Origin of the sequence: Paraburkholderia ginsengiterrae, assembly GCF_001645125.1 — a bacterium.
In the GTDB taxonomy this organism is placed as follows: domain Bacteria; phylum Pseudomonadota; class Gammaproteobacteria; order Burkholderiales; family Burkholderiaceae; genus Paraburkholderia; species Paraburkholderia ginsengiterrae.
Genome location: NZ_LXKA01000333.1, coordinates 28,347 through 54,049, shown reverse-complemented (window position 1 = coordinate 54,049; position 25,703 = coordinate 28,347). Strand labels below are relative to the sequence as shown.

Genomic DNA, 25,703 nt, shown 5'->3' with positions numbered 1-25,703 from the left:
CTGCAAGGCATGCGGTCGGTGAGCAAGGAAGAAGGCAAGCATAGTCGCCATCGTAAATATTTAGCATGACGAAAAAAATGGAAGCTACATGAAAAAGATAATCTCGGCTGTAGTCTTGTGCAGTGCCACCGTCCCCGCGTTAGCCCAGAGCAGTGTGACGTTGTATGGTTTGATCGATGAGGGTATCGATTTCACGAACAACTCGGACGGCCACCAGGTCTACGAAATGACCAGCGGTTATGCGCAGGGGAGCCGATGGGGTTTGAAGGGGACCGAAGATCTTGGTGGCGGCTTAAGCACGGTGTTCCAGCTGGAAAGCGGCTTCAACGCCAGCAACGGGGCGTTTGCGCAAGGTGGCCGCGAGTTCGGACGTCAGGCGTTCGTCGGCCTGTCCAGCGAGCGCTTCGGGACGATTACGCTGGGCCGCCAGTACGATTCGGTCGTCGACTATCTCGCGCAGACCACGGCGAATGGCAACTGGGGCGGCTACGCGTTCTCGCATCCTTACGATAACGACAACACCGACAATACGTTTCGCGTGAACAACACGGTCAAGTACGCCAGCCCAACCTTCGGCGGCTTTTCATTCGGCGGAACGTATAGCTTCAGCAACGATGCGGGCTTTGCCAACAATCGGCAGATGAGCGTGGGCGCGCAATATGCGGTCGGTGACTGGCTCTTTGCAGCGGCTTACCTCAATGCGAACAACCCGGCGGCCACGCCCGGCGGCGCCATTTCCGGCGCGGGCGGCTCGCTGGGTGCAGATGGCAATTTCGTTTCGTCGAAGTTGCAGATATTCGGAGCCGGCGTCAACTACACGGCCGGGTTGGCGACGATCGGTTTTGCCTACACGAACACGCGCATGGACCAGCCCACCGCCAACGTCGCCTATCTGAGCGGGGCGGAAACAATTCAGCCTGTCGCGGGACCGCTTGCCGGCGGTACGCTGACTTCACTGAAGTTTCAGAATTTCGAATTGAACGGCAAATACCAGTTCACGCCGGCGTTTTTCGTTGGCGCGGAGTATGTCTACACCATCGAACGCTTCGACACGACGGCGGGCAGCGCGAAGCCAGGCATTCACACAGCCGGACTGATGGCGGATTACAACCTGTCGAAGCGAACGGATATTTATCTGCAGGGCATGTATCAGCTGGTGGCCGGCGATCGGACTGGTTCGTCGCTCGATCGTGCCTACGTGCCCGGTGCGCAGGACCTTTCGTCAACGTCGCGGCAGGTGCTCGTTCGCGCTGCAATCCGCCACACTTTCTGACGGCAGCGGGGAGGGGCTCCGGTAGACTGGTGCTCCTGCCAACCTCGCGGCGACAGCATGGATACTCAGCTTCTGATCATCTGCGGGCTTACATTTGTAATCCATGTGATCGCGACACTGGCCTATGCCGTGCGGATCGCCGGTGTTCGCACACGCCGGGTCGCCTTGTCATTTTCTCTATTCGGGATCATTGCCTTGGTCTCGCGAACGGCGAATTCTTTTCAGGGGCCATTCATAGCGAAGCGGGTTGAACTCGATATCGCGCGCCACATGGAGCATGGCCTGCTCGGCGACTTTCGGCTTTTCCTGCTGGCCGCCACAGTGGCGAGCATCGTCGGGACATTTCTTATTCCCACATTCCAGCGTTATTTCAGCCGCGCCGTCGATCACTTTCAGGCTAACCGCTCGATTTCCCGTCTGCTGCTCCATATCTTCAGTCGCGGAGGCGTCAACTATATCCGGACCGGCGCGCGGCTTCCTTCCCGGCACAACGTCACGCAACTGACCGCAGGCGCGGGTGTTTCCTGGAAGGTGATAGGGCTGAACGTTCTCGCGATGGCGATCTGGACGGTAGGCGTTTTTGCGTCGCTCTATGCCGGATACCTGAAACCCGATTTGCGAGTGACATGCGCCAATCTGTCGTCAGTGATCAATGGCTTCGCGACGGTCGTATTGGCAGTCGTCATCGACCCGCAAGTTTCAGTGATGACGGACGACGTCATTGAAGGCCGGATCTCCGAAAACAGTTTCAGGCGTGCCATCACAACGCTCGCGGGCGCGCGCGTTCTCGACACACTGTGTGCGCAGGCGGCGCTCGTTCCAGCGGCACTCGTTATCGTGCGTGTCGCGGAACTCATTTAGCAATATGGCAAACTTCGGAAACCACGGTGATCCGAAGCGCGATCGATGTCCATCAACGTAAGCGGCACGGAAGGTTACGCGGAGCATGCGCAGTCGCTTATCAGGCGCTGGCGGAGCATTCCATTTGCCGGGCAACACAAGCCGGTTCTGCACCTGATACCCAATGCTCCGTCTCGCATTCTCGATGTTGGCGCCGGGGCAGGGGTGGATGCGGCCGCGTTTGCAGCGATGGGCCACTCGGTCGTGGCCGTTGAGCCGGTCGATCAACTGCGTGCCGCCGGAATCAATCTGTGTCCGTCATGCCAGGTTGAATGGCTCGATGACAGTCTCCCTGAGCTCGCCGTCCTGCGTTCGAGGCCGGAAACATTCGATGTGGTCATGCTCACAGCCGTATGGATGCACCTTGATGCCGAGCAGCGCCGTCGAGCCATGCACACGGTCAGTTCCCTGTTGCTCGATGGTGGTGTGTTGATCATGTCCTTGCGGCATGGACCCGTTCCCGAAGGCCGGCGCATGTTCGACGTTTCCGCGAACGAGACCATTCAGCTCGCGGGCCTCCACGCGTTGCGACCCGTGCTCGAGCTTCGAATCCAATCGATTCAGCAGGTGAACCGGAACGAGGGGGTGTTATGGACGCGACTAGCGTTTGAGAAGGGCCGTTGAATTGTCCAGATGCCAATTCGGCCGAGCGTGTTTGGCCGTTACAGGAGTGTGCGAAATGCTTGTTCATATATTTCGGGGGCCTGGCCGTGTGTTCGGCTTTACGGCGGATGCTGCAGCAGCGAATTTGCCGGCAAAGTTCTCGCCTTGGGTCCCATTTAAGTCAGTAGAACTGAACCGCGACGAACCCACCCCCGGCGTCGATCCGGCGGCGTGTCTGGACGACATCGAGAAGCATGGCTTCCATATCACCGATGCTCACGTTCGCATTACTGACACGGTAGTTTGATTCTTGTTGGCGTGTTGTGGAATACCCGAGTCAAATATACTAAGCTGGCCCAGTACACTGAGCCACCGGAGGGGTTCTGACCGAGGAATCGACTGGGTGGCGGCAGCCAGCGATCCTGAGTCGAAAAAGTCAATTAGCGAATAAGAGGTTCACATGGAGTTGACGCTTGAGCGGCTATCCGAGTCGGTTGCTTCGGCCGAGAGTCTGGAGCAGCTCGCGAGGCCATTGCTGGAAATGCTCGAACTGATCACTGGCCTGGAATCCGTGTACCTGACCACGATTGATGAAGAGGCGGGCGTGCAGTCCGTCGACTACGTAAGAAACACGGGTGAACTCCTGATCCCCGAGGGACTGACTGTCCCATGGTCCGACACGCTATGCAAACGCTGTCTGGAAGAAGGGCGCCGGTTTACGTCCAACGCGAGCGAGATCTGGGGCGATTCGGAAGCGGCGCGGGCTCTCGGGATCGAGACCTACGCAAGCGCGCCCATTCGCGCGAGTAATGGGGCGGTGATCGGTACGTTGTGTGGGGCGAGCAAGCACAGCCAGTCGCTCGATCCGCAAGCGTTCAGCGCCTTGAACATCTTTTCGAAGCTGATCGGGCAGCATGTCGAGCGGGAGCGTTTGCTCGAGGAGCTCCGGCGATCAAACGAATACCTCGCGAACTTCGCGTTGACCGACTCGCTGACCGGCCTGCCCAACCGGCGGGCTCTCCACGACGAACTCGGCAGGCTATTGGCGCGGGCGGCGAGGGACGGCTCGTACGTCATCGTCGGCATCATCGATCTCGACGACTTCAAGAGCATTAACGATTCATACGGCCACGTCATCGGCGATCACTTCCTGGGCGAGTGTGCAAAACGTCTTGCCGGCATTGTGCGCGACATGGACATGCTGGCGCGCGTGGGCGGTGATGAATTCGCCATGGTGGCGCCCGGCCCGGTCGGCGAAAAGCAGGCGCACCGCGTAGCGGAGCAGTTGCAGAAACGCGCTTCCGAGGCGACTCGCGGGCTCTACGCGCTCGGCGGCAGGGCCATTGATTACGCCGGCGTGAGCGCGGGTGTGATCGCTGTCAGACTCGTCACCGTCGATCAGGCGCTGGAACTGGCGGACGCCGCTATGTACCGCGAAAAGCGGCAGCGCAAGCTATTCCCGCATGGCGCCGAATGACCGCATCGTGAACGGCTGAGTTCGCGCGGCTCCGGGAGGCGCCAGCCTCCCGGCCTTCTTCCATTGCTTTTCCATCACCAAAGCGACCTACGCGTCTTTTGACGTGAAGTGGTTGTAGACACCGCTTTGCCTGAAGCGGGCCGCCGCCGTGATCGCGCGGCGGTTTTTCGCCCGCCCGCTGCCTGAAAAACACCCAATCTCCCTCCCTTCGGCCAAAAAAAGCCCAGAGCGGCCCACAACGGCCCACAGCGTCCCAATCAATTCCATCGAAAAATACAATGTCGATCACCATTGACATTGCGTGGGTGGCCGCGCAGAATCCATCTCAACGACAATGTCATTCACCATTGTCTTAAGTATGACCTTCCTGAACTGGACCTCCAGATAGCAGGGGGCACGATGTCTAACCGGCGCCTGAGGGCGTCGTTACCTGAATCTTTGAAGAGAGTCCCATCATGACGAAGACAACCGCCGAGCAGAACAAGGCTTTAGTGCTGGAAGCGTTCGAGGCGCTGTTCAACAAGCGCGACTACGCCGCGGCCGAGCGCTTCTGGTCCGACAGCTACATTCAGCACAGCGCGCATATCCCGCCCGGACGCGACGGCCTGTTCAATCTGGTCCGCGCGCTGCCCGATACCTTGCGCTACGAGAACCATCTGATCCTGGCCGAGGGCGACTATGTCATTGCACACGGGCGCTTCTCCGGCCATGGCCGGCCCGCGTCATGGATCGCGGCCGACGTCGTTCGCTTCGAAAACGGCAAGCTGGCCGAGCACTGGGACGTCCTGCAGGACGAAGCCACCAAGGCGGAATCGGCAAGCGGCCTGCCGATGTTCGGCGACCGGTTCCCTGCCTGAGCACGCCATCACTCATCACTTAAGCATCCAAAGGAAGCGATCATGAAACTCACTGGAAACACGATCTTCATTACGGGCGGCGGTTCAGGCATTGGCCGCGGGCTCGCCGAGGCGCTCCATCAGCGCGGCAACAAGGTCATCATCAGCGGCCGCCGGCGCAGCCATCTCGACGAGGTGGTGGCGGCGAATCCCGGCATGTCGGCAGTCGAACTCGACATTACCAACCCGGCCAGCATCGAGAAGGTTGCGGCGCAACTGATCGCCGACTATCCGGACCTGAACGTGCTGATCAATAACGCCGGCATCATGCAGCCCGACCAGGCGGGCGGCCATATCGACGATGCGCTGCTGGTGGACACCGTCACGACCAACCTCATCGGCCCGATCCGCATGACGTCGGCGCTGATCGACCACCTCAAGACGAAAAACGACGCGGTGGTGGCCTATACGAGTTCGGTACTGGCCTTCGTGCCGTTGGCCGTGACGTCGGTGTATTCGTCGACCAAGGCGGCACTGCATTCGTACGTTCTCTCGCAACGCTTCATGCTGCGGAACTCGAAGGTTCGCGTGCTCGAGATCGCGCCGCCCTGGGTGCGCACGGACCTGATGAACAGCCGCGAGGCCGAACAGGCGATGCCGCTCGACGACTTCATCAATGAAACGATGGCAGTGCTTGGAACGGACGTGGATGAGGTTCTGGTTGAAGGTGCGAAGCCGATGCGCGCGAACCCGGGCCCTGGCGAGCATGCGTTCGTCAATGGCTTCAATGCGCAGGCGGTGGAGCTGTTTGGCGGGTGAACTGCCGTCCTCCGGCAAGATGACGCTGGCCGACGCCTGTTATGGCGTCGGCCAGCGGTGACTTCGGCGCGCGGTAGCCGAACAGCACTTCGACTGCCTGCCGCGCGCCAGACTCCGCCATCACACCACTCAGGTGCGCGTAATCGAGGCGCCACCGTCAACCAGCGAAGCCGTACCCGTCACGAAGGACGAATCGTCGGAGGCCAGATAGAGCGCCGACCGTGCGATCTCTTCCGGCCTGGCGACGCGCTTGAGCGCGTGCAGGTTCGTCACGAACGCTTGCGATTCAGCCGTGTCGTTCATGTCGCGATACATTTCCGTGTCCACCGCGCCCGGAAGGATTGCGTTGACGCGCACACCTTGCGGCCCGTACTCGGCCGCGAGCGCTTGCGTCAGGCCAATCAGGCCGGACTTGCTCGCCGCATAGGCGGCAGTCCCCGGGAAGGCGAACGAGTAGCCGACGAACGTCGACGTGAAGATAATCGATCCGCCGCCATGCTTGACCATTTCAGGAATCTGATGCTTTGCGCCCAGAAACGCGCTGGTCAGATTGGTCGCGATCGTGGCGGACCAGCCGTCTTCGGATACGCCTGTGGACGGCCCCATTTCCCCTAGCGTCCCGGCATTGTTGTAAGCGATGTCGAGACGGCCAAAGCGTTCTACGGCGAATGCGACCAGCGACTTCGCGAAGTCCTCGGATTGCGCGTCGCCTGCGAGTGCGGCAGCTTCGCCACCTGCGCTGACGATCTCCGTAACTAGCGTGTCGAGTTCGGCCTGGCGGCGCGCGGCCACGACGACCTTGGCGCCCTCCGCGGCGAACAGCTTTGCCGCGGCACGGCCAATCCCTGCGCTTGCGCCCGTCACGATGGCGACTTTTCCTGTCAAGCGTTGCATGTTCTATCTCCGGCTGAGTTGGTGGACCGAGCCCCAGTGCGTCGGTCAGTGAGAGCACTATAGGATTTCCACCTTGTGGCGGAAAGGCCAAAATAATGGCGGTATCATTCAGCTTTTATGAATGTAGGGGCGAAGCATGGACCGATTGCGCGCCTTTGAGGTCTTCGTGACCGTGGTCAATCGCGGCAGCTTCGCGCGCGCGGCCGACGCGCTCGACACGTCGCCCGCGAACGTGACCCGCTACGTGAATGAACTGGAAGCGCATCTCGGCACGCGCTTGCTCAACCGCACCTCACGCAAGCTGTCGCTGACCGAGGGCGGCGAGACGCTTTACGCCCGCTGCAGCACCATTCTGGAAGACGTCGCCGAAACGGAAGGGCTGGTATCGACGACCTCGATCGAGCCGCGCGGACGGCTGCGCATCAATGCGCCGGTTACCTTCGGCATTTTGCATCTGGCGCCGCTATGGCCTCAGTTCATGCAGAAGTATCCCGATGTCGAACTCGAGGTTGCTCTGATCGATCGAGTCGTCGACATTGTGGAGGAGGGCTTCGACCTCGCCATTCGTATCTCGCGTGCCGGCACGGCTGACCACGCGGCCCGCAAGCTGGCGACCTCGAGAAACATCCTCTGCGCTTCCCCGGACTATCTGGGCCGTTGGGAACATCCGCAAACACCGGCGGATCTCGCGAGACACCGTTGCATTGGCTATTCCTATTCCGCCACCGGGGACGAATGGCAACTGATCGACAGCAACGGTAAGACGCACGCCGTCGAAGTCAACTGCCACATGCGCACCAATAACGGCGATACGGCGCGCGCGGCGGCGCTTGCAGGGCAGGGCGTGATCTGGCAGCCGACCTTCATGATCGGCGACGACCTGCGCGCCGGCCGGCTCGTGCGGGTGCTGCCTGAATTCCGGCTGCCGGATATCGACGTGCTCGCGCTATATCCGAGCCGCCGGCACGTGAGCGCGAAGGTGCGTGCGGCGATTGATTTTCTGGTCGACGCGTTCGCAGGCGTGCCGCCGTGGGACAGGGCCTGAAGCGGCGCGCCGAAGCGATGCGTGGTGTCGCGTGCCGTCGATCGGCGGCACGCGAACGTTGCCGGCCTGCTTACGCGTGGGCGTCGGCGTGGCGTAGTTTGAACAGCCCCACGATACGCGACAGGCCGTGCGCCTGCTCGTTCAGCGTGGCGGACGCGGCGGTCGATTGCTCCACGAGGGCGGCGTTCTGCTGCGTCGCCTGGTCCATCTCGGCGACGCTGCGGTCGATCTGGCTGATGCCGGCGCTTTGCTCGTTCATGGCGCCGTCAATTTCGCCGATCACGCGATTCACCCGGTCGATCCCAGCCACGATCTCGTGCATCGCCGCGCCGGCGGCCTGGACGCGCTGCGCGCCCGTGCCGACGCTGGCTTCGGACGCCTGGATCAGGTCCTTGATCTCGCGCGCGGCGGTCGCGCAGCGCTGTGCCAGCGTGCGGACTTCGCCCGCCACCACGGCGAAGCCGCGGCCGTTCTCGCCGGCCCGGGCCGCTTCGACGGCGGCGTTCAGCGCAAGGATATTGGTCTGAAACGCAATGCTGTCGATCACGCCGATGATTTCGGTGATACGGGCCGAGGATTTGGCGATCTCATCCATCGTGCTGACCGCGCTCGTCACGACCTCGCCGCCGCGCGCGGCGGCCTGGCTCGCGGAGGTCGCGAGCCGCGTGGCCTCCATCGCGGCTTCGGCTGACTGCTTGACGCTGGCGGTCAGTTGCGTGAGCGCCGCCGAGGTGTTCTGCAGATTGCAGGCGGACGTTTCCGTGCGCTGCGACAGGTCGCGGTTGCCCATTTCGATTTCGCTGGTGGCCGTCTTCATGTTCTCCACGCCGGCGCGCACTTCCAGCAGCACCGTGCCGATCTTGTCGACAAACGCATTGAACGACGCGGAAATCTGCGCGACTTCGTCCTTGCCCACGACCGGCAGGCGATGCGAAAGATCGCCGCTGCCCGAGCCGATGGTGTCCATGGCGTCGCGCACCTGCGAGAGGCCGCGGAACGAATGTGACGTGAAGAACGCAGCAATAGCCACCGCCGCCAGCGTCAGCAGCACCATCGCCACGCCGAGCGCCCGCAGCACGTTGGCGAGACCGGCCGTGGCCTCCGCCTTGTCGAGCGCGACCACCATATACCAGTCGGTGCCCTGCACCGGTTGCGCTTTGAGCAGCTTCGCGACGCCGCCCAGCTCGACTTCCATGGGCGCGCCGGCTTGCACGAGCGAGGCCAGCGCGTCGGGAGTGAGCGCGGCGGAAATGTCGGCCGCCTGCTTGAGGATCAGCTTCGCATTCGGATGGGCGATCACCTGACCGTCGCGCGTCACCACGAAGGCGAGGCTCGAGGGGGTCGGATGCACGGCGGCGACCACTTCGCGCACGCCGTCGAGCGGCACGGCGCCGCTCAACGCGCCGGTCGCCTCGCCATTGCGGATCATCGGCGCGGAAAACGACACGTAAGGCACGCCCGTCGACGCGTCGCCATATGGCTTCGTGACAATCAGCTTGCCGGCAGCGATGGCTGCCTTATACCAGGGCCGCGCGGTCGGGTCGTAGTCCTTGGGCGTAGTGTTGCTGGTCGAGAAATAGGTCTTGTCGGTCCAGCCCACCGTGGTGATCGGGAAGTCGTCCGCGCGGCTCAGATGCTTGACGAAACCCTGCGGATCGCCGTGTTCCACCTCTTCGGCGGTCACTTTCACGGCCTGCGCTTTGGCCGCCACCCACTTGTCGATGGCCAGCGTATTGGCGCCGGCGATGGCGCTCAGGTTCTGTGCGATCGTCTCCATCGTGTTGGCGCGCACAGTGGTGTACGCAGCGGCGCCTGAGAGCGCGAGCGCGCCGATGACGGTAGCCGAGGAAATGATCAGGATGCGGGTTCGAAGTGAGGAAATCATGGATGCCGTGAAGAGTGGAAAAGTGCTGCACGAATCGGAATGCCTGATGTGGCACGTCGGCTCGACCCGAACCGAGCCATGGTTTTAGCGCCACCTTTACGGACTACGGCGCAACGGGCGAGAACTTGAGCCTTACGGACGGCCGGCGAGTCGATCACCTCTCACACAGCACGTTGATATTCAGTGGATCGGTGACCACCATAAGTCGAGTTAATGAATTATTTCTATGCATCCGGATTTGCATGTTTGAAGCTCGAATGCCATCGCGATTATTTGTAATTGCCGCAGATGTCATATCGAATACATTGATTCAACACATATTCGCTAACTGTGACATTCGAATCGCATCATGGAATGTATGAATCAGTTACCTTTTTCATTCATTTCGCATTCGATGCGGAATTTTTCTTGCACACGGATAAACCGTCGCATATAACTTCGAGATGCCAAAGGTTTGAGAGTGTGTTTACAGGCGGGCGTTATCGCCCGTTTGAATGCGCAGCATTCACCATCCATTTACGCATTTTGTGGATGAAATCCGGCAGTCGAACGGAACCTGATTTAGCCATGACATATCGGATGCCGGGATAATTCCATTCCAGATACATTGGGTTGGCGGCATCCGCGACACCATACCCAGTGCATTCGCCGTTAATCCTGAACGCAGTCCAACCGGAGATATTTATGAAGAAGCTCATCGCAACGGTCTGTCTGTGCACAGCGGCGCTCGCGCCGTCAGCGTGGGCACAGACTGCATCGGAGCCCGCCGCGAACGCGGCGCCAGGCGCCAATTCCGATGAGATCGTGAAAATGCGGATGCAGATCGCAGCAGCCAATAAGGAATACAACCGGAAAGTCGCTGCGGCGAAGAAGGTTTATGACAGGCAGAAGGCGGCGGCCGCGAAGGTTCGCGATGAAGCTATCGCCAAGGCGCGCAGCGGGGCCTGATTCGCACGGATTCAGCTCTCCTCAAATAAAAACGGCACCGGGAAGTTGTGCGGTGCCGTTTTCGTTGACCCCTTGGCGGGACCTGTGCGTCTTTACAGATAGCTGCAGACGTAGTCGAGCGTTTCGATCACGTCGATGTCGAAGCGGCTCTTGCCCGGCACCGAAAAGGACTCGCCCGCGCCATACGTCTTCCATTCGTCGCTGCCCTCGAGACGGATGCGGCATTGGCCTGCCTGCACTTCCATGAGTTCCGGCGCGTCGGTGCCGAAGTTGAGGGCGCCGGGCAGGATCACGCCGAGCGTCTTGCGCGTGCCGTCGGCGAACAGCACCGTGTGCGACACACATTTTCCGTCGAAGTAGACGTTGGCTCGTTTAACAACGGAAACCTGATCGAATTGCGTGCTGGCCGTCATGGGGGTCTTCCTCCTGATCGTCATGAATGAATGCGTGAGCGCCGCGGACAGCCAGTATGGGCGTCCGGCCGGGCGCGAGTCCGCCATCATACCGTTCAACGCCGCGGCGTGACCGTGATGACCATCATTCGGCCCGGCGCCACCGGCCGGAATCCGGGCAGACCGTGACCCGTTCGCCGTTCAGCCGAATCTGCCCGGCGCCCAGTTGCTTCGAGACCGAAGGGGCGATGTCGAAGGCGACCTGAAGCGCACGCGCGACATGGACTTCTTCGATGGGAAGCTCCCAGGTCAGGAAGATCTGGACGTTATCCTGCGCCGGCGCGAAGTCGGCTTCGTCAAAACCGCGGCTGCCGCGCTGAATGACGCCATGCGGCTGGCCGGTATCGAATATCACGGCTGTTCCCCGTGTCAACGGAATGCGAAGGTCCAAAGCGGGGAAGTGCAAGTCCAGGCCTTTGTCGTCACTCATGAAGAGATTGCAAAAGGCTGCATGGCCATACTGGTTGCCGTCATGGTGATACCTCGCGCCGCGGCAGGCCATCAGCGCAACGTCGCTTGCGGCCAGCACCTCAGGCAGTCCCAGTTCACGCGTCCACTCGGACACGGCCCGCACGCAGAGCGTGTAGTCCGGCCAGCGTGCCCGCGCTCGCGGCAGCGGCAGTGGCTCGACGTCGCCGGGATCCAGCACGACGTTCGACGCGATCTCTCTGTCCCAATCCGCAAGCAGGCGCACGGGAGGCGCAGGCACGTCGAGCCTGCCGGATAGCACGATGTCGCTCACGCACCGGCTGCGAATGGCGTCGTCACTCCAGAAGTAGGAGATCAGCGAGTCTGGCATCTGAAACTTTTGACGGTGATTCATCCGGGCCATTGTAACGACTCCACCGGATCACCTCGACGCAACCCGCCGCAGCGGAAAACAAACCAGCAAGCCATGCGCGTTTACGGATTCTTTACTACTCGGCATGGAGTCTTGCCACGGCTTTTACCACTCTTTTCCTAGGCTTCAGGTTAGGAAGGACCGTCATGGGAGGGTATGGCCATGGATCTGCTTTATCTCCTTGCAATCGCCGCCTTCGGGGGCCTTGTCGTGGCGGGCGCCATCGGTTGCGACAAGCTCCGCCGTGCTCCGGGAGGCCGGCCATGATGCTCTGGACGCTGTGGCTCGCGGCTGCGTCCACGCTCGTGCTGTTTGTCTACCTCGTGTATGCCCTGCTGCGCGCGGAGGCCCTCGAATGACGACCAATGACCTGTTCCAGACCGGTCTCTATATCGTCGTGCTGATCGCACTGGCGATTCCGCTGGGCCGCTACATGACCGCCGTGCTCGATGGTTCATCCGTCGTGGTGCGGCGTGTGGGCCGGCCGATCGAGGCGGTGTTGTACAAGCTTGCCGGTGTCGATCCGGAAGCCGAAATGTCGTGGACGCATTACGCCCTCGCGGTGATTGCCTTCAATGTGCTCGGCGTGCTCGCGGTATATGGATTTCTGCGCGTACAACAATGGCTGCCGGCCAACCCGCAGAGTTTCGGCCCGATGACACCCGATGCCGCGTTCAACACGGCCATCAGTTTCGTGACCAACACGAACTGGCAGGACTACACGCCCGAGTCCACGGTCAGCTACCTGACGCAGATGGCCGCGCTCACCGTGCAGAACTTCTTCTCGGCCGCTACCGGCATTGCGGTCGTCGTGGCGCTGGTGCGCGGCTTTGCGCGCCATACCACGAAGACCATCGGCCACTTCTGGGTCGACCTCACGCGCATCACGCTGTACATCCTCGTGCCGCTCTCGGTGGTGATCGCGCTGCTGTTCATCAGCCAGGGCGCCATCCAGAACTTCGAGTCTTACAAGGATGTCGCCACGGTCCAGGTCACGACCTACCAGACGCCGAAGACCGACGCTCAAGGCAATCCGGTGAAGGATGCGAAGGGCAATCCGGTGATGGTGGACAACAAGGCAGACAAGCAGACCATTGCGATGGGGCCGACCGCGTCGCAGGAAGCGATCAAGATGCTAGGCACCAATGGCGGTGGCTTCTTCAATGCGAACTCGGCGCATCCGTTCGAAAACCCGACGCCGTTCGCGAACTTCGTGCAGATGATCGCGATGCTCGTGATTCCCGCGGCGTTATGTCTCGTGTTCGGCCGCATGGTGGGTGACCAGCGCCAGGGCTACGCCGTGCTCGCCGCCATGACGATCGCCTTTGCGGCGGCATGCTGGGTGGAGATTTCCGCGGAGCAGGGTGGCAATCCGCTGCTGGCGTCGCTGCATGTGGACCAGAGCGCCACCGCCACGCAGGCGGGCGGCAACATGGAAGGCAAGGAAACGCGCTTCGGCATCGTACAGTCGGGCATCTTCACGGTCGCGACAACGTCGGCATCGTGCGGCGCGGTCAACACCATGCATGACTCGCTGACGCCGATGGGCGGCCTCGTGCCGCTGCTGCTGATCGAGCTTGGTGAGGTGATCTTCGGCGGTGTCGGTTCCGGCCTGTACGGCATGCTGGTGTTCGCGCTGCTCGCGGTTTTCGTTGCCGGTTTGATGATCGGACGCACTCCTGAGTATGTGGGCAAGAAAATCGAAGCCTACGAGATGAAGATGGTGTCGATCGCCGTGCTGCTCACGCCGCTGCTCGTGCTGGTCGGGGCGTCGGTCGGCGTGCTCTCGAGCGCGGGCACGGCGGGTATCGCCAACCCGGGCCCGCACGGGTTCTCCGAAATCCTCTATGCGTTCAGTTCGGCCGCGAACAACAACGGCAGCGCATTCGCCGGGCTGTCGGTCAACACGCCGTTCTACAACGTGTCGCTAGCCATCGTCATGTGGTTTGGCCGCTTCGGGTCGATTATTCCCGTGCTGGCCATTGCCGGCTCGCTCGCCGGCAAGAAGCGCATTGCCGTGACCGCCGGTACGTTGCCGACGCACGGCCCGCTGTTCGTCGTGCTGCTGCTCGGCACGGTGGTGCTGGTCGGCGCGCTCACGTATGTGCCGGCGCTCGCGCTCGGTCCGGTCGTCGAACATCTGATGATGTTCCCGGGCCACTGATATCGAGGAAAGCATGACTACCCGTACTCAACCGCCGGTTCATCAGCCCGACAATATCGGTCAGGCGCGCACCGCGGCGCGTTCGATGTTCGATCCGGCGATCGTCCGGCCCGCGCTCGTCGATTCGTTCAGGAAGCTTGCGCCGCGCACACAGTTGCGCAACCCCGTGATGTTCTGCGTGTACATCGGCAGCATTCTCACGACCATTCTCTGGCTCGCCGCGCTCGGCGGCCAGGCCGAGGCGCCCGCCGGGTTCATCCTCGCGATTGCGTTATGGCTGTGGTTCACGGTGCTGTTCGCCAACTTCGCGGAGGCGCTCGCGGAGGGGCGCTCCAAGGCGCAGGCTGCGTCGCTGCGCAGTGCGAAGCACAACGTGGTGGCCAAGAAGCTCAACGCGCCGCATCCCAAGGCGCCGATCCAGATCGTCGCCTCGACCGATCTGCGCAAAGGCGACGTCGTACTGATCGAAACCGGCGACGTGGTCCCGGCTGACGGCGAGGTGATCGAAGGTGTCGCGTCGGTGGATGAATCGGCGATCACGGGCGAGTCCGCGCCGGTGATCCGCGAATCGGGCGGCGACTTCTCGTCGGTGACGGGCGGCACGCGCGTGCTGTCCGACTGGATCGTCGTGCGCGTGAGCGTGAACCCGGGCGAGGCGTTTCTCGACCGGATGATTGCGATGGTGGAAGGCGCGAAGCGCCAGAAAACGCCGAATGAAATCGCGCTGACCATCCTGCTGGTCGCCCTCACGCTGGTTCTGCTGTTCGCCACCGCGACGCTGCTGCCGTTCTCGATGTTCTCGGTTCAGACCATGAAGGCCGGTCACGTGGTGACGATCACGGCGCTGGTCGCGCTGCTCGTGTGCCTGATTCCGACCACCATCGGCGGGCTGTTGTCGGCGATCGGCGTGGCCGGCATGAGCCGCATGATGCAGGCGAACGTGATCGCAACGTCAGGCCGCGCCGTCGAGGCGGCGGGCGACGTGGACGTGCTGCTGCTCGACAAGACCGGCACGATCACGCTGGGTAACCGCCAGGCATCGGCGTTCATGCCCGGGCCGTGGACCTCCGAGCAGGAGCTGGCGGATGCCGCGCAGCTGTCATCGCTCGCCGACGAAACACCGGAAGGCCGCAGCATCGTGGTGCTGGCCAAGCAGCGCTTCAACCTGCGCGAGCGTGACATGGGTTCGTTGCACGCGACGTTCCTCGCCTTCAGCGCGCAGTCGCGCATGAGCGGCGTCGATTTGCCCGGCCGCGAGATCCGCAAGGGTGCCGCCGATTCGGTCAAGCAGTATGTCGAATCCCACGGCGGGCGCTTTCCGGCCGAACTGGACGCCGCCGTGGCGGACGTCGCGCGGCGCGGCAGCACACCGCTCGTGGTAGCGGACCGGCAGGGCGACGTGGTGCGCGCGCTCGGCGTGGTGGAGCTGAAAGACATCGTCAAGGGCGGCATCAAGGAGCGTTTTGCCGAGCTGCGCAAGATGGGTATCAAGACCGTCATGATCACGGGCGATAACCGGCTGACCGCGGCGGCCATCGCCGCCGAGGCGGGCGTCGACGACTTTCTCGCCGAAGCGACACCGGAGGCGAAGCTGTCGATGATCCGCTCGCATCAGGGCGAGGGCCGGCTCGTCGCCATGACGGGCGACGGCACCAACGACGCGCCGGCGCTCGCGCAGGCGGACGTCGCGGTGGCGATGAATTCGGGCACGCAGGCGGCGAAGGAAGCCGGCAACATGGTGGACCTCGATTCGAATCCCACCAAGCTGATCGAGATCGTCGAGATCGGCAAACAGATGCTGATGACACGCGGCTCGCTCACTACGTTCTCGATTGCCAACGACGTCGCCAAGTACTTCGCGATCATCCCGGCCGCGTTCGCGACGACTTACCCGCAGTTGCGCGTGCTGGACGTGATGCATCTGAATTCGCCGTCGTCGGCGATTCTGTCGGCGGTGATTTTCAATGCCCTGATCATCGTCGCGCTGATCCCCCTCGCGCTCAAAGGCGTGAAATACCGGGCGCTGGGCGCGGCGTCGCTGCTGCGCCGCAATCTGCTGATCTACGGGCTGGGCGGCATCCTGTTGCCGTTCCCGTTCATCAAGCTGATCGACGTGATCCTCAAGGCCTTCGGCTGGGTTTGACCCGATAGAGCAACCATCATGAAAAACGTGATTCGGCCAGTAATCGTGCTGTTCGTCCTTCTAACCGTGATGGTGGGTGTCGTGTACCCGCTCGTCGTGACCGGCATCGGGCATGCAGTATTTCCGAGTCAGACGAGCGGCAGCCTGATCGAGCATAACGGCAAGCTGGTGGGTTCGGCCGTGATCGGCCAGCAGTTCGACGCGCCATACTATTTCTGGGGACGCCTGTCGGCCACTACGCCGATGCCGTACAACGCGCAGAACTCGGGCGGCTCGAATCTCGGCCCGACCAACCCGGCACTCGCCGATGAAATCAAAGGCCGCATCGACGCCCTGAAGGCGGCCGGCACCGATATGTCGCAGCCCGTGCCGGTCGATCTGGTGACGTCGTCGGCCAGCGGGCTCGATCCCGAGATCAGTCCTGCCGCGGCGGCGTACCAGGCGGCGCGCGTCGCCAAGGCGCGGGGCCTGACGGCCGACCAGGTTAACGCGCTCGTGTCCCGCTACACCTCCGCGCGGCAGTGGGGGATTCTGGGCGAGGCGCGCGTGAATGTGCTGAAGCTGAACCTCGCGCTCGACGACCTCAAGCCGATGCACGGATGATGACAGTACCGGCAGGTATCCGAAGGAAAATGAGCGACCCGACGGTTACCGTAGTGCTGATCGAGGACGACAAACACATTCGCCGTTTCGTGCACACGTCGCTGGAAGCCGCTGGCATGTCGGTCCTCGACGCGGAGACAGGGCGCGAGGGGCTGATCCACGCGGCGACGCGGCGGCCCGATCTGATCATCGTCGATCTCGGTTTGCCGGATATGGACGGCATCGACGTGATCCGCGAATTGCGCGGCTGGTCGACGCTGCCCGTCATTGTCCTCTCGGCACGCACCCATGAAGAGCACAAGGTCGCGGCGCTCGATGCCGGCGCCGACGACTATCTGACCAAACCGTTCGGCGTGCCGGAGCTGACCGCGCGAATCCGCGCGCATTTGCGGCGGCAAACCTGCGGTGGACGGCCCGAGTTGCACAAGGTGCATTTCGGCGGGATTACGGTCGATCTGGTTGACCGGAGAGTCACGCGTGACAGCCAGATCATTCATCTCAGCCCGATCGAGTACCGGCTGCTGTCGGCACTGCTGTCGCATGCGGGGCGGGTGCTGACGCATCAGCAGTTGCTTCAGGAGGTGTGGGGTCCGTCACAGGCGACCAATTACCACTATTTGCGCATCTACATGGGGCACCTTCGCCAGAAACTCGAACTGGACCCGGCACAGCCGGAGTACATCATTACCGAGACTGGCGTCGGCTACATGGTGGTCGGCGTGACCGACCATCACAGTCAATAGCGTCACTTCACCCCGTGCTGTGCCTGCCAGCGTTTCATGAACGCGATTTCATCGTGCTGGGCCTTGATGATGTTTCGCGCTAGCCGCTTCAACTCCGGGTCGCGGCCGTACTTCAATTCGACCTGCGCCATGTCGATCGCGCCTTGATGATGCGGAATCATGTGCGCGACAAAATCCTTGTCGGCGTCGCCGGTGTAGGCGGGGGCGCTCATGTCCTGCATCATTTTTTCGTCGGCGGCCTTGAATGCCGGTGTCGAATTGCCCGAACCGGCGTCCGCGGAAGCGGACATGTCCATGCCGGGCATGGCGGCCGGTTGCTGGGCGTGGACGGGCAGGGCGGCGGCCGCGAACGGGACGCCGCTAATAAGGCATAAGGCTCGAAACGCGCGAAGGTTTGTCATGGTGGAAGTCTGTTGGAAAAGCGTTGGTGTATGCGGGTCTGGCTCAGGTTCGTTGCGACGGATGAAAGCCCGCCGCCTCAATGGCCTCGACGAGCCGCTCGGGCGCCAGCGTCGACGTGACCTTGACGATTTTAACGGCGACATCGATATCGAGCCGCGCAGCGGGGTCGAGACTCGTGACGGCGCGCTTGATGGCGTTGGCGCATCCGCCACACGACATATCGGGTATGGTGAGTTCCATGTCCTGCCTCCAGTGAGAAGTCATGCCTCGATCGTGGACCTTCCCACGGCGGTAAGGTCAAGGGGGTTTTTTGATGCCGGCTCGACGCGATTATGCGGCGGCGCCCCTTCGCCGCAATCTTCACGACATTTTTATGTCGGCCCCCGCGATTCCTTCGTGGTGTTTACGGCGCGATCCGTAAAGTGCATCACTGACGTTGCGCCTCGCAACGAGACCGAAATTTGCTGGAGCCTGCATGGCCTTCAAACAGACCCAAGGAAGTGTAAGCGTTGAGGCTCGCACGTTCGCTGCTCAGGATAGCGGCTCATGATGCCCTCGCCACCCGCGATGATTTTCAGGGGAATGTGCAAGGTCATTGCCATTGCCTTCGTCACCAACCAGGTGCTCACGACGATCTTTACGTACGCCGTCCAGCAACTCGGCTCGCCGCTCCCCAGTGACGCGAGCTGGCTGTTCAGTTGCGTGACCTGCGGACTGCTGACCTTGTGGCTGCAGGCCGACGCGCGGCGGGCATTCGGCTTCGCGCGTGCGCAGGGTTTCGTAAAAACCGGCGGCGAGGGCGCCCAGCCGCTGCAGATCGCACAGGACTGCCCGAAGCGCTGGCTCGTGATCCTGCATATCGAACTGAATCCCGCGGCGATCCGCGCGTAGACGGCCAATACTTTTACGCGCTTTTAATGCCGCTTTGGCTAAGCTCAAACTACCCACAGTGGCCGGGAGTGCCAGATGTTAAGAATGTTGATTCCTGTGCTCGATCACGCCGGTGCAGCCGAAGCCGCGCGCTTTGCGGCGTTCATGTATCTCGAACGCTGCGTGACTGAAGTCGAATTGCTGGAAGTGCTCGAACCCGTCGATCAAGGGCGCGCCGCCGCGTTTCACACGCGAAGCTCGCTGCTGCGGCAGGAAAAGCGCACCATGCTCAAGGCGCTGATCGACGCGCGCACTATCCTCGAAGAGGCTGGCGTGCCTTACCACTGGAAACGCGTATTCGGCCATAGCACGAAAGCGATCGCGGCCTACGCGGCAACGTCCCGGCCCGATGTGATGGTGATCGACGCCAGTCATATGAGCTTCTTCCGGCGCCTGGCGATGCTCGCCTCGCTGGCAAGACGCACCGTCACGCCCGTGACGATGGTGCACTGAGCTTGGCCGACGCGCGGCGGCTCCGCTGTCGTAGTGGTTAAAGGCTGGGCGTCCGAAGCCCGGCAAAATCGACGCTACGCGCCTCGCAGGCTTCCGTAAAAGCCGTGTCGTAGCTCGAGAAAAACACCGTGCGCGTTTGCGCCAGCTTCCTGAACAGCTCCGCCAGCACTCCGCGTGCGGCGGCGTCGAGTCCGCCAACGGGTTCGTCCGCGATTAAAACCTGCGTTTCACCGAGCACCGCCGAGGTTAAAAAGAACTTCTTGCGCGTACCGAACGACATTTGCTCGAAGCGTTTGTCGAGATGGGGCGTGAGACCGAAACGGTCCGCCAGATCCAGCGTATCGCTCGTAACGGCGGTGTTTCTCGCCGCTGCCACGTTGTTCAGATAGGTCCGGCCGGTTTGGTCCGGATACGTCATGCAGTCTTCCGGCACATAGGTGAGCACCGCCTGCGCGGCGAGCGGCGCACGGCGCAACGAATGTCCGCCGAGCCAGACCTCGCCCGTGTCCGGCTCGATCGTACCGGCCAATATGCCGAGCAACGTCGACTTGCCGCTGCCGGACTCGTCGTTCAATGCCACGCATCCTGACGCCGTGTCGTAGTGCAGCCCCTGAAAAATGAGGCGTTCGCCATAGCGCTTGCTGAGGTTGTCGAATCGAAGCATGAATTGGAGCGTGTATCAGAAGAAGCGTTGCCGCGCCGTACGGCGCGGTAGCGCAGGGGTTGCGCAAGTGTAGCAGTGCAGGCGCCCTTGAGTTCCGGCAGGGAAGTGTGTTCTCATGCGGCCTTGACCTCGACCTGGCCGAACACGCCGCTCTACCTCAAGTTGCGCCGCGCCGGACCGTTAAGGAAGAGAGATTCTGCTTTTTTGCTTCCTTTCTGACCTGACTACCTCGGCGAATTCGTCGACTGCAACTCATGCATAGTGCTGCCGGCAATGCGGCCCCGCTGTCCCGCGCCGAACTCCGGCGTGTCATCGCCGCAATCGTGATCGGCAATGGCTTCGTCGCGTACGACTTCACCGTCTATAGCTTCGCGGCCGTCGCGATTGGCAATCTTTTCTTTCCGTCGGCGAATCCCGCGTCGTCGTTCCTGCTCTCACTCGCCACCTTCGGCGCCGGCTTTGCCATGCGTCCGCTCGGCGCAATCCTGATCGGCCACATTGCCGACAGCCGTGGCCGGAAAGCGGGCCTCACCGTGTCGCTCACGCTGATGACGCTCGGCACGTGGCTGATCGCGTGCCTGCCCGGCTATGCCGCGATCGGCCCCATCGCAACCGTGCTGATGGTGCTCGCGCGCCTGATGCAGGGGCTGGCGGCAGGGGGCGAGATCGGCCCGGCGTCCGCCTCGCTGATGGAGTCCGCGGGCTACCGGCACCGCTGTTTCATGGTGAGCTGGCGCGGGGCGAGCCAGGGCGCGGCGGCTTTTGTGGCCGCGCTGGTCGGTGCGGCCACCACGGCGCTCCTGTCGCCCGCCGCCATGCATGCGTGGGGCTGGCGCGTGCCGTTCGTGCTGGGAGGGCTGATCGGCCCGGTCGGCTGGTATCTGCGCCGCCATATGCCGGCGGCCGCGCCGCAACGGCGCACCCGGCTCAGCCCGCGGCGCATGTTCGCGGAGCACACACGTCCGCTCGTCTGCGGCATCCTGATGATGGCGGCGCCGTCAGTGAGCATCTATCTCACCGTGTTCTACATGCCAGCCTACCTGGTCCGTACATTGCACCGCCCGCTGGCGATCAGCCTGCTGACGGCCTGCCTCTCGGGCATCGTGATTCTCGTGGTGACGCCGCTCGTCGCCTATGCGGCTGACCGGCTCGCGAGCCGCAAGACGCTGCAATACGCGACGCTGGTGGCGTCGCTGGTGACAGCCTGGCCGGTTTTCTGGGCGCTGACCCACGGTGCCGGCGATCTCGCCGCGCTGGTCATCATCACCGCTTATGTGGCGCTGGCGGTCAACAACGCCGGCGCCAATTCCGTGCTGATGCTGGAAGCCTTCCCGGCGGAGCGGCGCGCGGCCGGCATGTCGGTGATCTACAGCTTCGGCGTGGTCCTGTTCGGCGGATTTTCGCCGTTTCTGGTGACGTGGCTCATCAACCGGACCGGCGACCCGATGGTTCCCGCGTGGTATTTGATCGGTGCAACGCTGCTCACGCTCTGCGCGCTGAAGGGGTTTCCGGAGAAAACGTCGGCGGGCGCGCACATCACCTGCGGTTCGCAGCCGCCCGCCTGAGCATCAGGGCACGAGGTTGCCTAGCTGCAGATCCAAGGCGCGGGCGCGCATGTCCTGCGGACTCATGTCGAAGGCGCGGCGAAACGCGCGAGTGAAATCGGACGGGCTCTGAAAACCTAGTCCGTACGCGATTTCCGTCACCTGAAGATGCGGGAAACGGACTAGTTCGTCCGCCGCTTCCCGCAGACGGCGATGGCGGATATAAGCGCCGAGGCCGCCTTCGTGCTCGAACCAGCGATAAATCGTCGCGCGTTTCAGTTGCAGCGCGTCGACCACGCCGCCCGGCGTGAGGTCGCCCTGGTGCAAATTGGCCTCGATATAGCGGCGCACCCGGCCCATTACCGCAGCCTGCAGCGCGGCGCGGCCCGTGCCGGTCAGGCGCGCCTCCTTGCGAAACGCGGCCACCAGCAACTGCGCACCCGCCTGCAATGCGCCGATGGCGCTGGCCGGGTCGAGCCGGGGCATGTCGCGCACGAGCGCCGTCATGTGATCCATGACGAGACCGGTCAGCGGCGAGCCTTGCTGCAGGATACGGCCGTGAAGCGACGCGCCGTCGCGCAACGCCTCGTCCACTACCGCGGCCGGTACGAACAGGCTCAGAAGGCGGCATTCAGGGCGTTCAACGCGAAACGGCTGATTCAGATCGAAAGCGACGATGCCTTGCACCGAACCCGGCGCGCTGCGTTTCTTGCGCATGCCGCTCACATGGCCGACTTCCCCTTCCACGAAGAGCTGAAACACGTAGTCGCGCCGCGAATCCGTGGAGACGCGTGCCACGGAGCGTTCCAGCAGCATGGAATCGGTGCTGCAGTCGGTCAAAACCATCCCGCCGACCGCAAATAAATCGATTTCCCCGCGAAATCCCCCCGCGACCTGCGCCTTCGAAGGCGGCGCGTCGACCACATGGCCCACGCGTTGGCGCCAGGCGAGAAACTGCTCACCTGGCGTGATGCCGTGCGTGCTGAAACGGCTCGTCGAAATGACGGAGCGCGAATTCGCTGCGGCGGCCGCAGCCAGGTGTGGTGGCAGGGTGCGCTGGTTCATGAATCAGTTGCTACGTGCGGGGACTGCAAATCCGGTAAGAATGACGCGTTTTGCGCGCATATTCACGTTCCGTCGTGGAGTTTTGAGACGGACGGTAAAGCCTAACAAAAAACCTGCTTTAACGTTACATGATTAGATGCAGATCGCTTTCGCCGACGGCGCGGCAGGTTTTCGACCGCCACTTCCGGACTGGAATCGCAACTGCGCGCAAAAGAGCGCCGATCCGCTTTTTGCGGAGTCAAGGCGTGAAGGTTTCGCTTGGCCAGCAGGTAATTCACGGGGTGTGAAAGATGAGCGGCGTAAACAGGCAACCGTCCGCGCAACGCGGCGCGCGGCAACCGGCCAGTCTGGTGGATAGCCAGTTGCAACATTTCGAAAGCGTGGTGGAGTACGTGACGCGCAAGGATGCGTCTGGCGGGTCTTATGCGCTTGACCACGAGTATTGGGAAAAGCGCATTCGTGCGCTGGAAGGGTCGTACGAACTGCTTGCCAGCCAGCGGCAACGCGTGACGAAACTCCTCGAAAAGCTCGCGAGCGAAGCGCAAATCGCGCTGAAGCGGCGCACCGCTGCCTGAGTCTGCTGGGAAAGATTGTGTAAGGGCTGTGTTTAGTAGGGGAGAACCAAACCGGTGCAGGCCAGCATCGGAATAAAAAAACTGTGGGACCTGAGAGAAAGTGGCGATGATGCGAACGGGCCCGAAGAGGCCCGTCGCACATCAGCCCATGTTCGATGCTGATGAACTACCGCATCGGGAATGCGGACAGCGCGCTGTTATATATTTCGGAATTCGAACCATATTGCCAATTCGATTTCGAATAAGCGTCGCGGGAAGAATACTTATAAAACCCCAGACTTCCAGATCATCTGCGCCGCAGCCGCCAGCACGAACACCAGCACCAGAATCCGAAACACCGCAGGCGGTAGCTTGTCCCGCAACGGCCGCACCAGCAGCATGCCGATAATCACGGGCACGCTCGCGGCGGCCGAAATCGCCAGGTCGGTCCAGCTGGCATGCGCGCCGCCGCTGAATGTCGCGACCAGTGTCAGGATCGACACCACCAGAATGATGGCGATCTGCTTCGTGAACGCTTTGCCCGTGGCGCCCGTGGCAATCAGATACATGGCCAGCAACGGACCCGGCACCGACGCAATGCTTTCCATCAAGGCAGCGCCGAATCCCAGCGCGACGCCCACCGGCTTGGCCCACGTCGGCGACAGCGTCAGCCGCGGGGAGGCCAGCAACAGCAGCGCAGCGACCATCAACAGAGCGCCGGCCGCCGCCTGCGCGCCATGCGGCGCCAGCGAGACCAGCACCGCCACGCCGACGATATTGCCGATCACCGTGCCGACCAGCGGCGCGCCGATGCGCCGGACCGTTTGCCATAGTTGGCCGCCTTCGAGCGCTTGCGGGATATTGCCGAGGATGATCGGCATCGACAGCAGCAGAACCGCTGCCTTGATCGGCAGGAAGTGGCTGAGGATCGGCATCGCCACGAGCGGCACGCCGATGCTGACCACGCCCTTGACCATTCCGCCAAGCAGGAGCGCGGCGACGATGCCGAGCAACGCGTAAAAGTCGAGCACCTGCAGGCTTGCGCCGAGCACGCCGTCGGCGAGAGTGAAATGCGACATCGTTGGAATCCGCGAGCCGGCCGCGCGCACGGAGGGACCGGACGTCGCGGGCAATGGCGTGTTGTTGTCGTTCGGCCAGTTCGGTGCCCGCGTGTCGCGCAAGGCTGGAAGCGGCCGGCCAGTTGAGGCCGCATGATACCGTGCCGTAGCTTGCGACGATGGTAATAAAAACGTAAGGATTGCTTGCGTCAGACCACGTCCGATGTGGCAGGCGCTTGCACCTGAGCGGGACGGGGCGCGGTGTCCGGCGCGCGCCGCGTCTTCAAGCGAAGAATCGGTTCCTCGATCAGCCGCCAGGACAGCATGGCCGTTGCCAGCGAAATCGCAAACGACCCGGCAATGCCCGCGACGTGGGCCCACATCGGCACCGTGCCGCCGAAGAATGCCACGGCGCGATGGTTGCGGGTCAGGTCGGGAATCAGGTTGTGGTACAGATAAAAGCCATAGCTGATACGCCCAAAGCCGGCCAGCCAGCGGGTTTCGAGCAAACCGGTCACGGCGGCGTTGCGGCAGCAGGCAATCGAACACACCAGCGCCGCGATACACATGCCGTATAGCGCGCTGACCGCCGTGAACAGTGCGGCATCGCTCACCTGGCTCCACCGCGGCTCGGTCGCGCACAAACCAACCAAGGTCAGACTCAGCACGAAAAGCGTCGCGCCGTGCCCGAGCCACGCGCGCAAGCGGTTCGTTCTTCCGGCGATCATCAGGCCACCGACGCCACCCAACCCCAGCAGCCAGAAATTGGAGAGCGGGTGCGTGTAGATCGTGATGTCCTGCCAATGCCACGCGCGCATTGCCAGCAGCGAAACCAGACCGGCCGCGACGATCGCGACGCACGCCGCGCGATGCCAGCGCGCGGCAAGCAGCAACAGGAGTGGCGCAACCACGAGATAAAACTGCTCCTCGATGGCGAGGCTCCACAAATGCGAGTAACGCCCCGGCCAATAATGCAGCACGGAGCCGATCCAGATGTTCGACAGATAGGCGAAGTGAAACGGCATGCCGCTCGCCAGTTCAGGACTGGCCAAGCCGAATGCCATCAGCACGCACGACACTGTCAGCATCAGGTAGTAAACAGGAAAGATGCGCAGCGTTCTGCGAAACAGAAAGCGCCTTAATTCAGCCGCGAATCCGCTGGCGCCGGTTTCGATCCGTGTGCGTTGCGCTGAGAGAATGCCGATAATCAGAAAGCCGCTCAGCGCGAAGAAAATCCACACACCGAGATGACCGATCTCGCCGATGTCGCCAAACAGCCGGTGCTGAACAAATACCATCAGGACTGCGATTGCGCGCAACCCATCGAAGCCCGCAATTCTGTATTCCATGTGGTCGTCTTCCAAGGCGCATGAAGCCATCCTACGATGAAAAAAAGCGAAAAAAACC

28 protein-coding genes are annotated in these 25,703 nt (G+C 62.3%); 18 read left to right on the top strand and 10 right to left on the bottom strand.

The window, feature by feature from the left end:
* The first annotated feature begins 88 nt into the window (after positions 1-88).
* The 7 genes from A6V37_RS25660 to A6V37_RS25630 all read left to right on the top strand — a co-directional run bounded on the left by A6V37_RS25660 (position 89) and on the right by A6V37_RS25630 (position 5,908).
* Positions 89-1,273, top strand: coding sequence for a porin (locus tag A6V37_RS25660; RefSeq protein ID WP_064271720.1), 1,185 nt, complete (start codon positions 89-91; stop codon positions 1,271-1,273).
* Positions 1,274-1,330: 57 nt separating this feature from the next.
* Complete coding sequence (locus A6V37_RS25655) at positions 1,331-2,134, top strand: lipid II flippase Amj family protein (protein ID WP_064286446.1); 804 nt, start codon at positions 1,331-1,333, stop codon at positions 2,132-2,134.
* A 45-nt stretch (positions 2,135-2,179) separates the two neighbouring features.
* Entirely contained in the window at positions 2,180-2,797 is a 618-nt protein-coding gene (locus A6V37_RS25650; protein ID WP_064271718.1) for a class I SAM-dependent methyltransferase, read from the top strand.
* 55 nt (positions 2,798-2,852) lie between these two features.
* Complete coding sequence (locus A6V37_RS25645) at positions 2,853-3,083, top strand: hypothetical protein (protein WP_064271717.1); 231 nt, start codon at positions 2,853-2,855, stop codon at positions 3,081-3,083.
* 153 nt (positions 3,084-3,236) lie between these two features.
* Complete coding sequence (locus A6V37_RS25640) at positions 3,237-4,253, top strand: GGDEF domain-containing protein (protein ID WP_064271716.1); 1,017 nt, start codon at positions 3,237-3,239, stop codon at positions 4,251-4,253.
* 455 nt (positions 4,254-4,708) lie between these two features.
* A complete protein-coding gene (locus A6V37_RS25635) occupies positions 4,709-5,110 on the top strand; it encodes a nuclear transport factor 2 family protein (protein WP_064271715.1) in 402 nt (133 codons plus the stop codon).
* Positions 5,111-5,152: 42 nt separating this feature from the next.
* Positions 5,153-5,908, top strand: coding sequence for an SDR family oxidoreductase (locus tag A6V37_RS25630; RefSeq protein ID WP_064271714.1), 756 nt, complete (start codon positions 5,153-5,155; stop codon positions 5,906-5,908).
* Positions 5,909-6,037: 129 nt separating this feature from the next.
* Here the strand turns inward: A6V37_RS25630 and A6V37_RS25625 are convergent, their stop codons facing one another.
* Positions 6,038-6,802, bottom strand: coding sequence for an SDR family oxidoreductase (locus A6V37_RS25625; protein WP_064271713.1), 765 nt, complete (start codon positions 6,800-6,802; stop codon positions 6,038-6,040).
* A gap of 136 nt (positions 6,803-6,938) precedes the next feature.
* On the opposite strand from A6V37_RS25625, the gene A6V37_RS25620 reads away from it, so the two are divergent.
* Positions 6,939-7,847 (top strand): LysR family transcriptional regulator, encoded by a 909-nt coding sequence (locus tag A6V37_RS25620; RefSeq protein ID WP_064271712.1) that lies wholly within the window; start codon positions 6,939-6,941, stop codon positions 7,845-7,847.
* 70 nt (positions 7,848-7,917) lie between these two features.
* On the opposite strand, the gene A6V37_RS25615 is transcribed toward A6V37_RS25620, so the two are convergent.
* On the bottom strand, positions 7,918-9,732 hold the full coding sequence (locus A6V37_RS25615) for a methyl-accepting chemotaxis protein (protein ID WP_064286445.1): 1,815 nt from the start codon (positions 9,730-9,732) through the stop codon (positions 7,918-7,920).
* A 684-nt stretch (positions 9,733-10,416) separates the two neighbouring features.
* Between A6V37_RS25615 and A6V37_RS25610 the strand changes: the two genes are divergently transcribed.
* Positions 10,417-10,680: a hypothetical protein gene (locus A6V37_RS25610; protein ID WP_064271711.1), complete on the top strand. Its 264-nt coding sequence runs from the start codon at positions 10,417-10,419 to the stop codon at positions 10,678-10,680.
* 92 nt (positions 10,681-10,772) lie between these two features.
* Here A6V37_RS25610 and ppnP read toward each other — a convergent pair whose 3' ends face one another.
* Positions 10,773-11,093 carry a pyrimidine/purine nucleoside phosphorylase gene (gene ppnP, locus A6V37_RS25605; RefSeq protein WP_064271710.1) on the bottom strand — a complete coding sequence of 107 codons (321 nt, stop codon included), beginning with the start codon at positions 11,091-11,093 and terminating at the stop codon, positions 10,773-10,775.
* Between the two features lie 124 nt (positions 11,094-11,217).
* Positions 11,218-11,955 carry a hypothetical protein gene (locus tag A6V37_RS25600; RefSeq protein ID WP_165614494.1) on the bottom strand — a complete coding sequence of 246 codons (738 nt, stop codon included), beginning with the start codon at positions 11,953-11,955 and terminating at the stop codon, positions 11,218-11,220.
* Between the two features lie 281 nt (positions 11,956-12,236).
* On the opposite strand from A6V37_RS25600, the gene A6V37_RS25595 reads away from it, so the two are divergent.
* The 5 genes from A6V37_RS25595 to A6V37_RS25575 all read left to right on the top strand — a co-directional run bounded on the left by A6V37_RS25595 (position 12,237) and on the right by A6V37_RS25575 (position 17,626).
* Entirely contained in the window at positions 12,237-12,332 is a 96-nt protein-coding gene (locus A6V37_RS25595; RefSeq protein ID WP_064271708.1) for a potassium-transporting ATPase subunit F, read from the top strand.
* Positions 12,329-14,137 carry a potassium-transporting ATPase subunit KdpA gene (gene kdpA / locus A6V37_RS25590; RefSeq protein ID WP_064271707.1) on the top strand — a complete coding sequence of 603 codons (1,809 nt, stop codon included), beginning with the start codon at positions 12,329-12,331 and terminating at the stop codon, positions 14,135-14,137. The genes A6V37_RS25595 and kdpA overlap by 4 nt, the downstream gene beginning before the upstream one ends.
* Before the next feature lie 85 nt (positions 14,138-14,222).
* The gene (gene kdpB, locus A6V37_RS25585) at positions 14,223-16,280 is read left to right on the top strand and encodes a potassium-transporting ATPase subunit KdpB (RefSeq protein ID WP_064271767.1); all 2,058 of its coding nucleotides are present in this window, start codon (positions 14,223-14,225) and stop codon (positions 16,278-16,280) included.
* Positions 16,281-16,298: 18 nt separating this feature from the next.
* Positions 16,299-16,883, top strand: a complete 585-nt coding sequence (kdpC, locus tag A6V37_RS25580; protein WP_064271706.1) for a potassium-transporting ATPase subunit KdpC — start codon at positions 16,299-16,301, stop codon at positions 16,881-16,883.
* Positions 16,884-16,912: 29 nt separating this feature from the next.
* Positions 16,913-17,626 (top strand): response regulator, encoded by a 714-nt coding sequence (locus A6V37_RS25575; RefSeq protein ID WP_064271705.1) that lies wholly within the window; start codon positions 16,913-16,915, stop codon positions 17,624-17,626.
* Positions 17,627-17,628: 2 nt separating this feature from the next.
* Here the strand turns inward: A6V37_RS25575 and copM are convergent, their stop codons facing one another.
* Both copM and A6V37_RS25565 read right to left on the bottom strand, forming a co-directional pair.
* Entirely contained in the window at positions 17,629-18,027 is a 399-nt protein-coding gene (gene copM / locus A6V37_RS25570) for a CopM family metallochaperone (RefSeq protein WP_064286444.1), read from the bottom strand.
* A 43-nt stretch (positions 18,028-18,070) separates the two neighbouring features.
* Positions 18,071-18,268 carry a heavy-metal-associated domain-containing protein gene (locus A6V37_RS25565; protein WP_064271703.1) on the bottom strand — a complete coding sequence of 66 codons (198 nt, stop codon included), beginning with the start codon at positions 18,266-18,268 and terminating at the stop codon, positions 18,071-18,073.
* Positions 18,269-18,574: 306 nt separating this feature from the next.
* Here A6V37_RS25565 and A6V37_RS25560 point away from each other — a divergent pair, with 306 nt between their 5' ends.
* Positions 18,575-18,919, top strand: a complete 345-nt coding sequence (locus A6V37_RS25560) for a hypothetical protein (protein ID WP_064271702.1) — start codon at positions 18,575-18,577, stop codon at positions 18,917-18,919.
* A gap of 75 nt (positions 18,920-18,994) precedes the next feature.
* Positions 18,995-19,411: a universal stress protein gene (locus A6V37_RS25555; RefSeq protein WP_064271701.1), complete on the top strand. Its 417-nt coding sequence runs from the start codon at positions 18,995-18,997 to the stop codon at positions 19,409-19,411.
* Between the two features lie 37 nt (positions 19,412-19,448).
* On the opposite strand, the gene A6V37_RS25550 is transcribed toward A6V37_RS25555, so the two are convergent.
* Entirely contained in the window at positions 19,449-20,075 is a 627-nt protein-coding gene (locus A6V37_RS25550) for an ABC transporter ATP-binding protein (protein ID WP_064271700.1), read from the bottom strand.
* Positions 20,076-20,329: 254 nt separating this feature from the next.
* Here A6V37_RS25550 and A6V37_RS25545 point away from each other — a divergent pair, with 254 nt between their 5' ends.
* Complete coding sequence (locus tag A6V37_RS25545; protein WP_064271699.1) at positions 20,330-21,640, top strand: MFS transporter; 1,311 nt, start codon at positions 20,330-20,332, stop codon at positions 21,638-21,640.
* A gap of 3 nt (positions 21,641-21,643) precedes the next feature.
* Here the strand turns inward: A6V37_RS25545 and A6V37_RS25540 are convergent, their stop codons facing one another.
* The gene (locus A6V37_RS25540) at positions 21,644-22,684 is read right to left on the bottom strand and encodes an AraC family transcriptional regulator (RefSeq protein WP_064271698.1); all 1,041 of its coding nucleotides are present in this window, start codon (positions 22,682-22,684) and stop codon (positions 21,644-21,646) included.
* Between the two features lie 290 nt (positions 22,685-22,974).
* Here A6V37_RS25540 and A6V37_RS25535 point away from each other — a divergent pair, with 290 nt between their 5' ends.
* Positions 22,975-23,259: a hypothetical protein gene (locus A6V37_RS25535; RefSeq protein WP_064271697.1), complete on the top strand. Its 285-nt coding sequence runs from the start codon at positions 22,975-22,977 to the stop codon at positions 23,257-23,259.
* Positions 23,260-23,522: 263 nt separating this feature from the next.
* On the opposite strand, the gene A6V37_RS25530 is transcribed toward A6V37_RS25535, so the two are convergent.
* Complete coding sequence (locus A6V37_RS25530) at positions 23,523-24,317, bottom strand: sulfite exporter TauE/SafE family protein (RefSeq protein WP_064286447.1); 795 nt, start codon at positions 24,315-24,317, stop codon at positions 23,523-23,525.
* Positions 24,318-24,505: 188 nt separating this feature from the next.
* Entirely contained in the window at positions 24,506-25,645 is a 1,140-nt protein-coding gene (locus A6V37_RS25525; protein WP_064271696.1) for an acyltransferase family protein, read from the bottom strand.
* Positions 25,646-25,703: the final 58 nt, after the last annotated feature.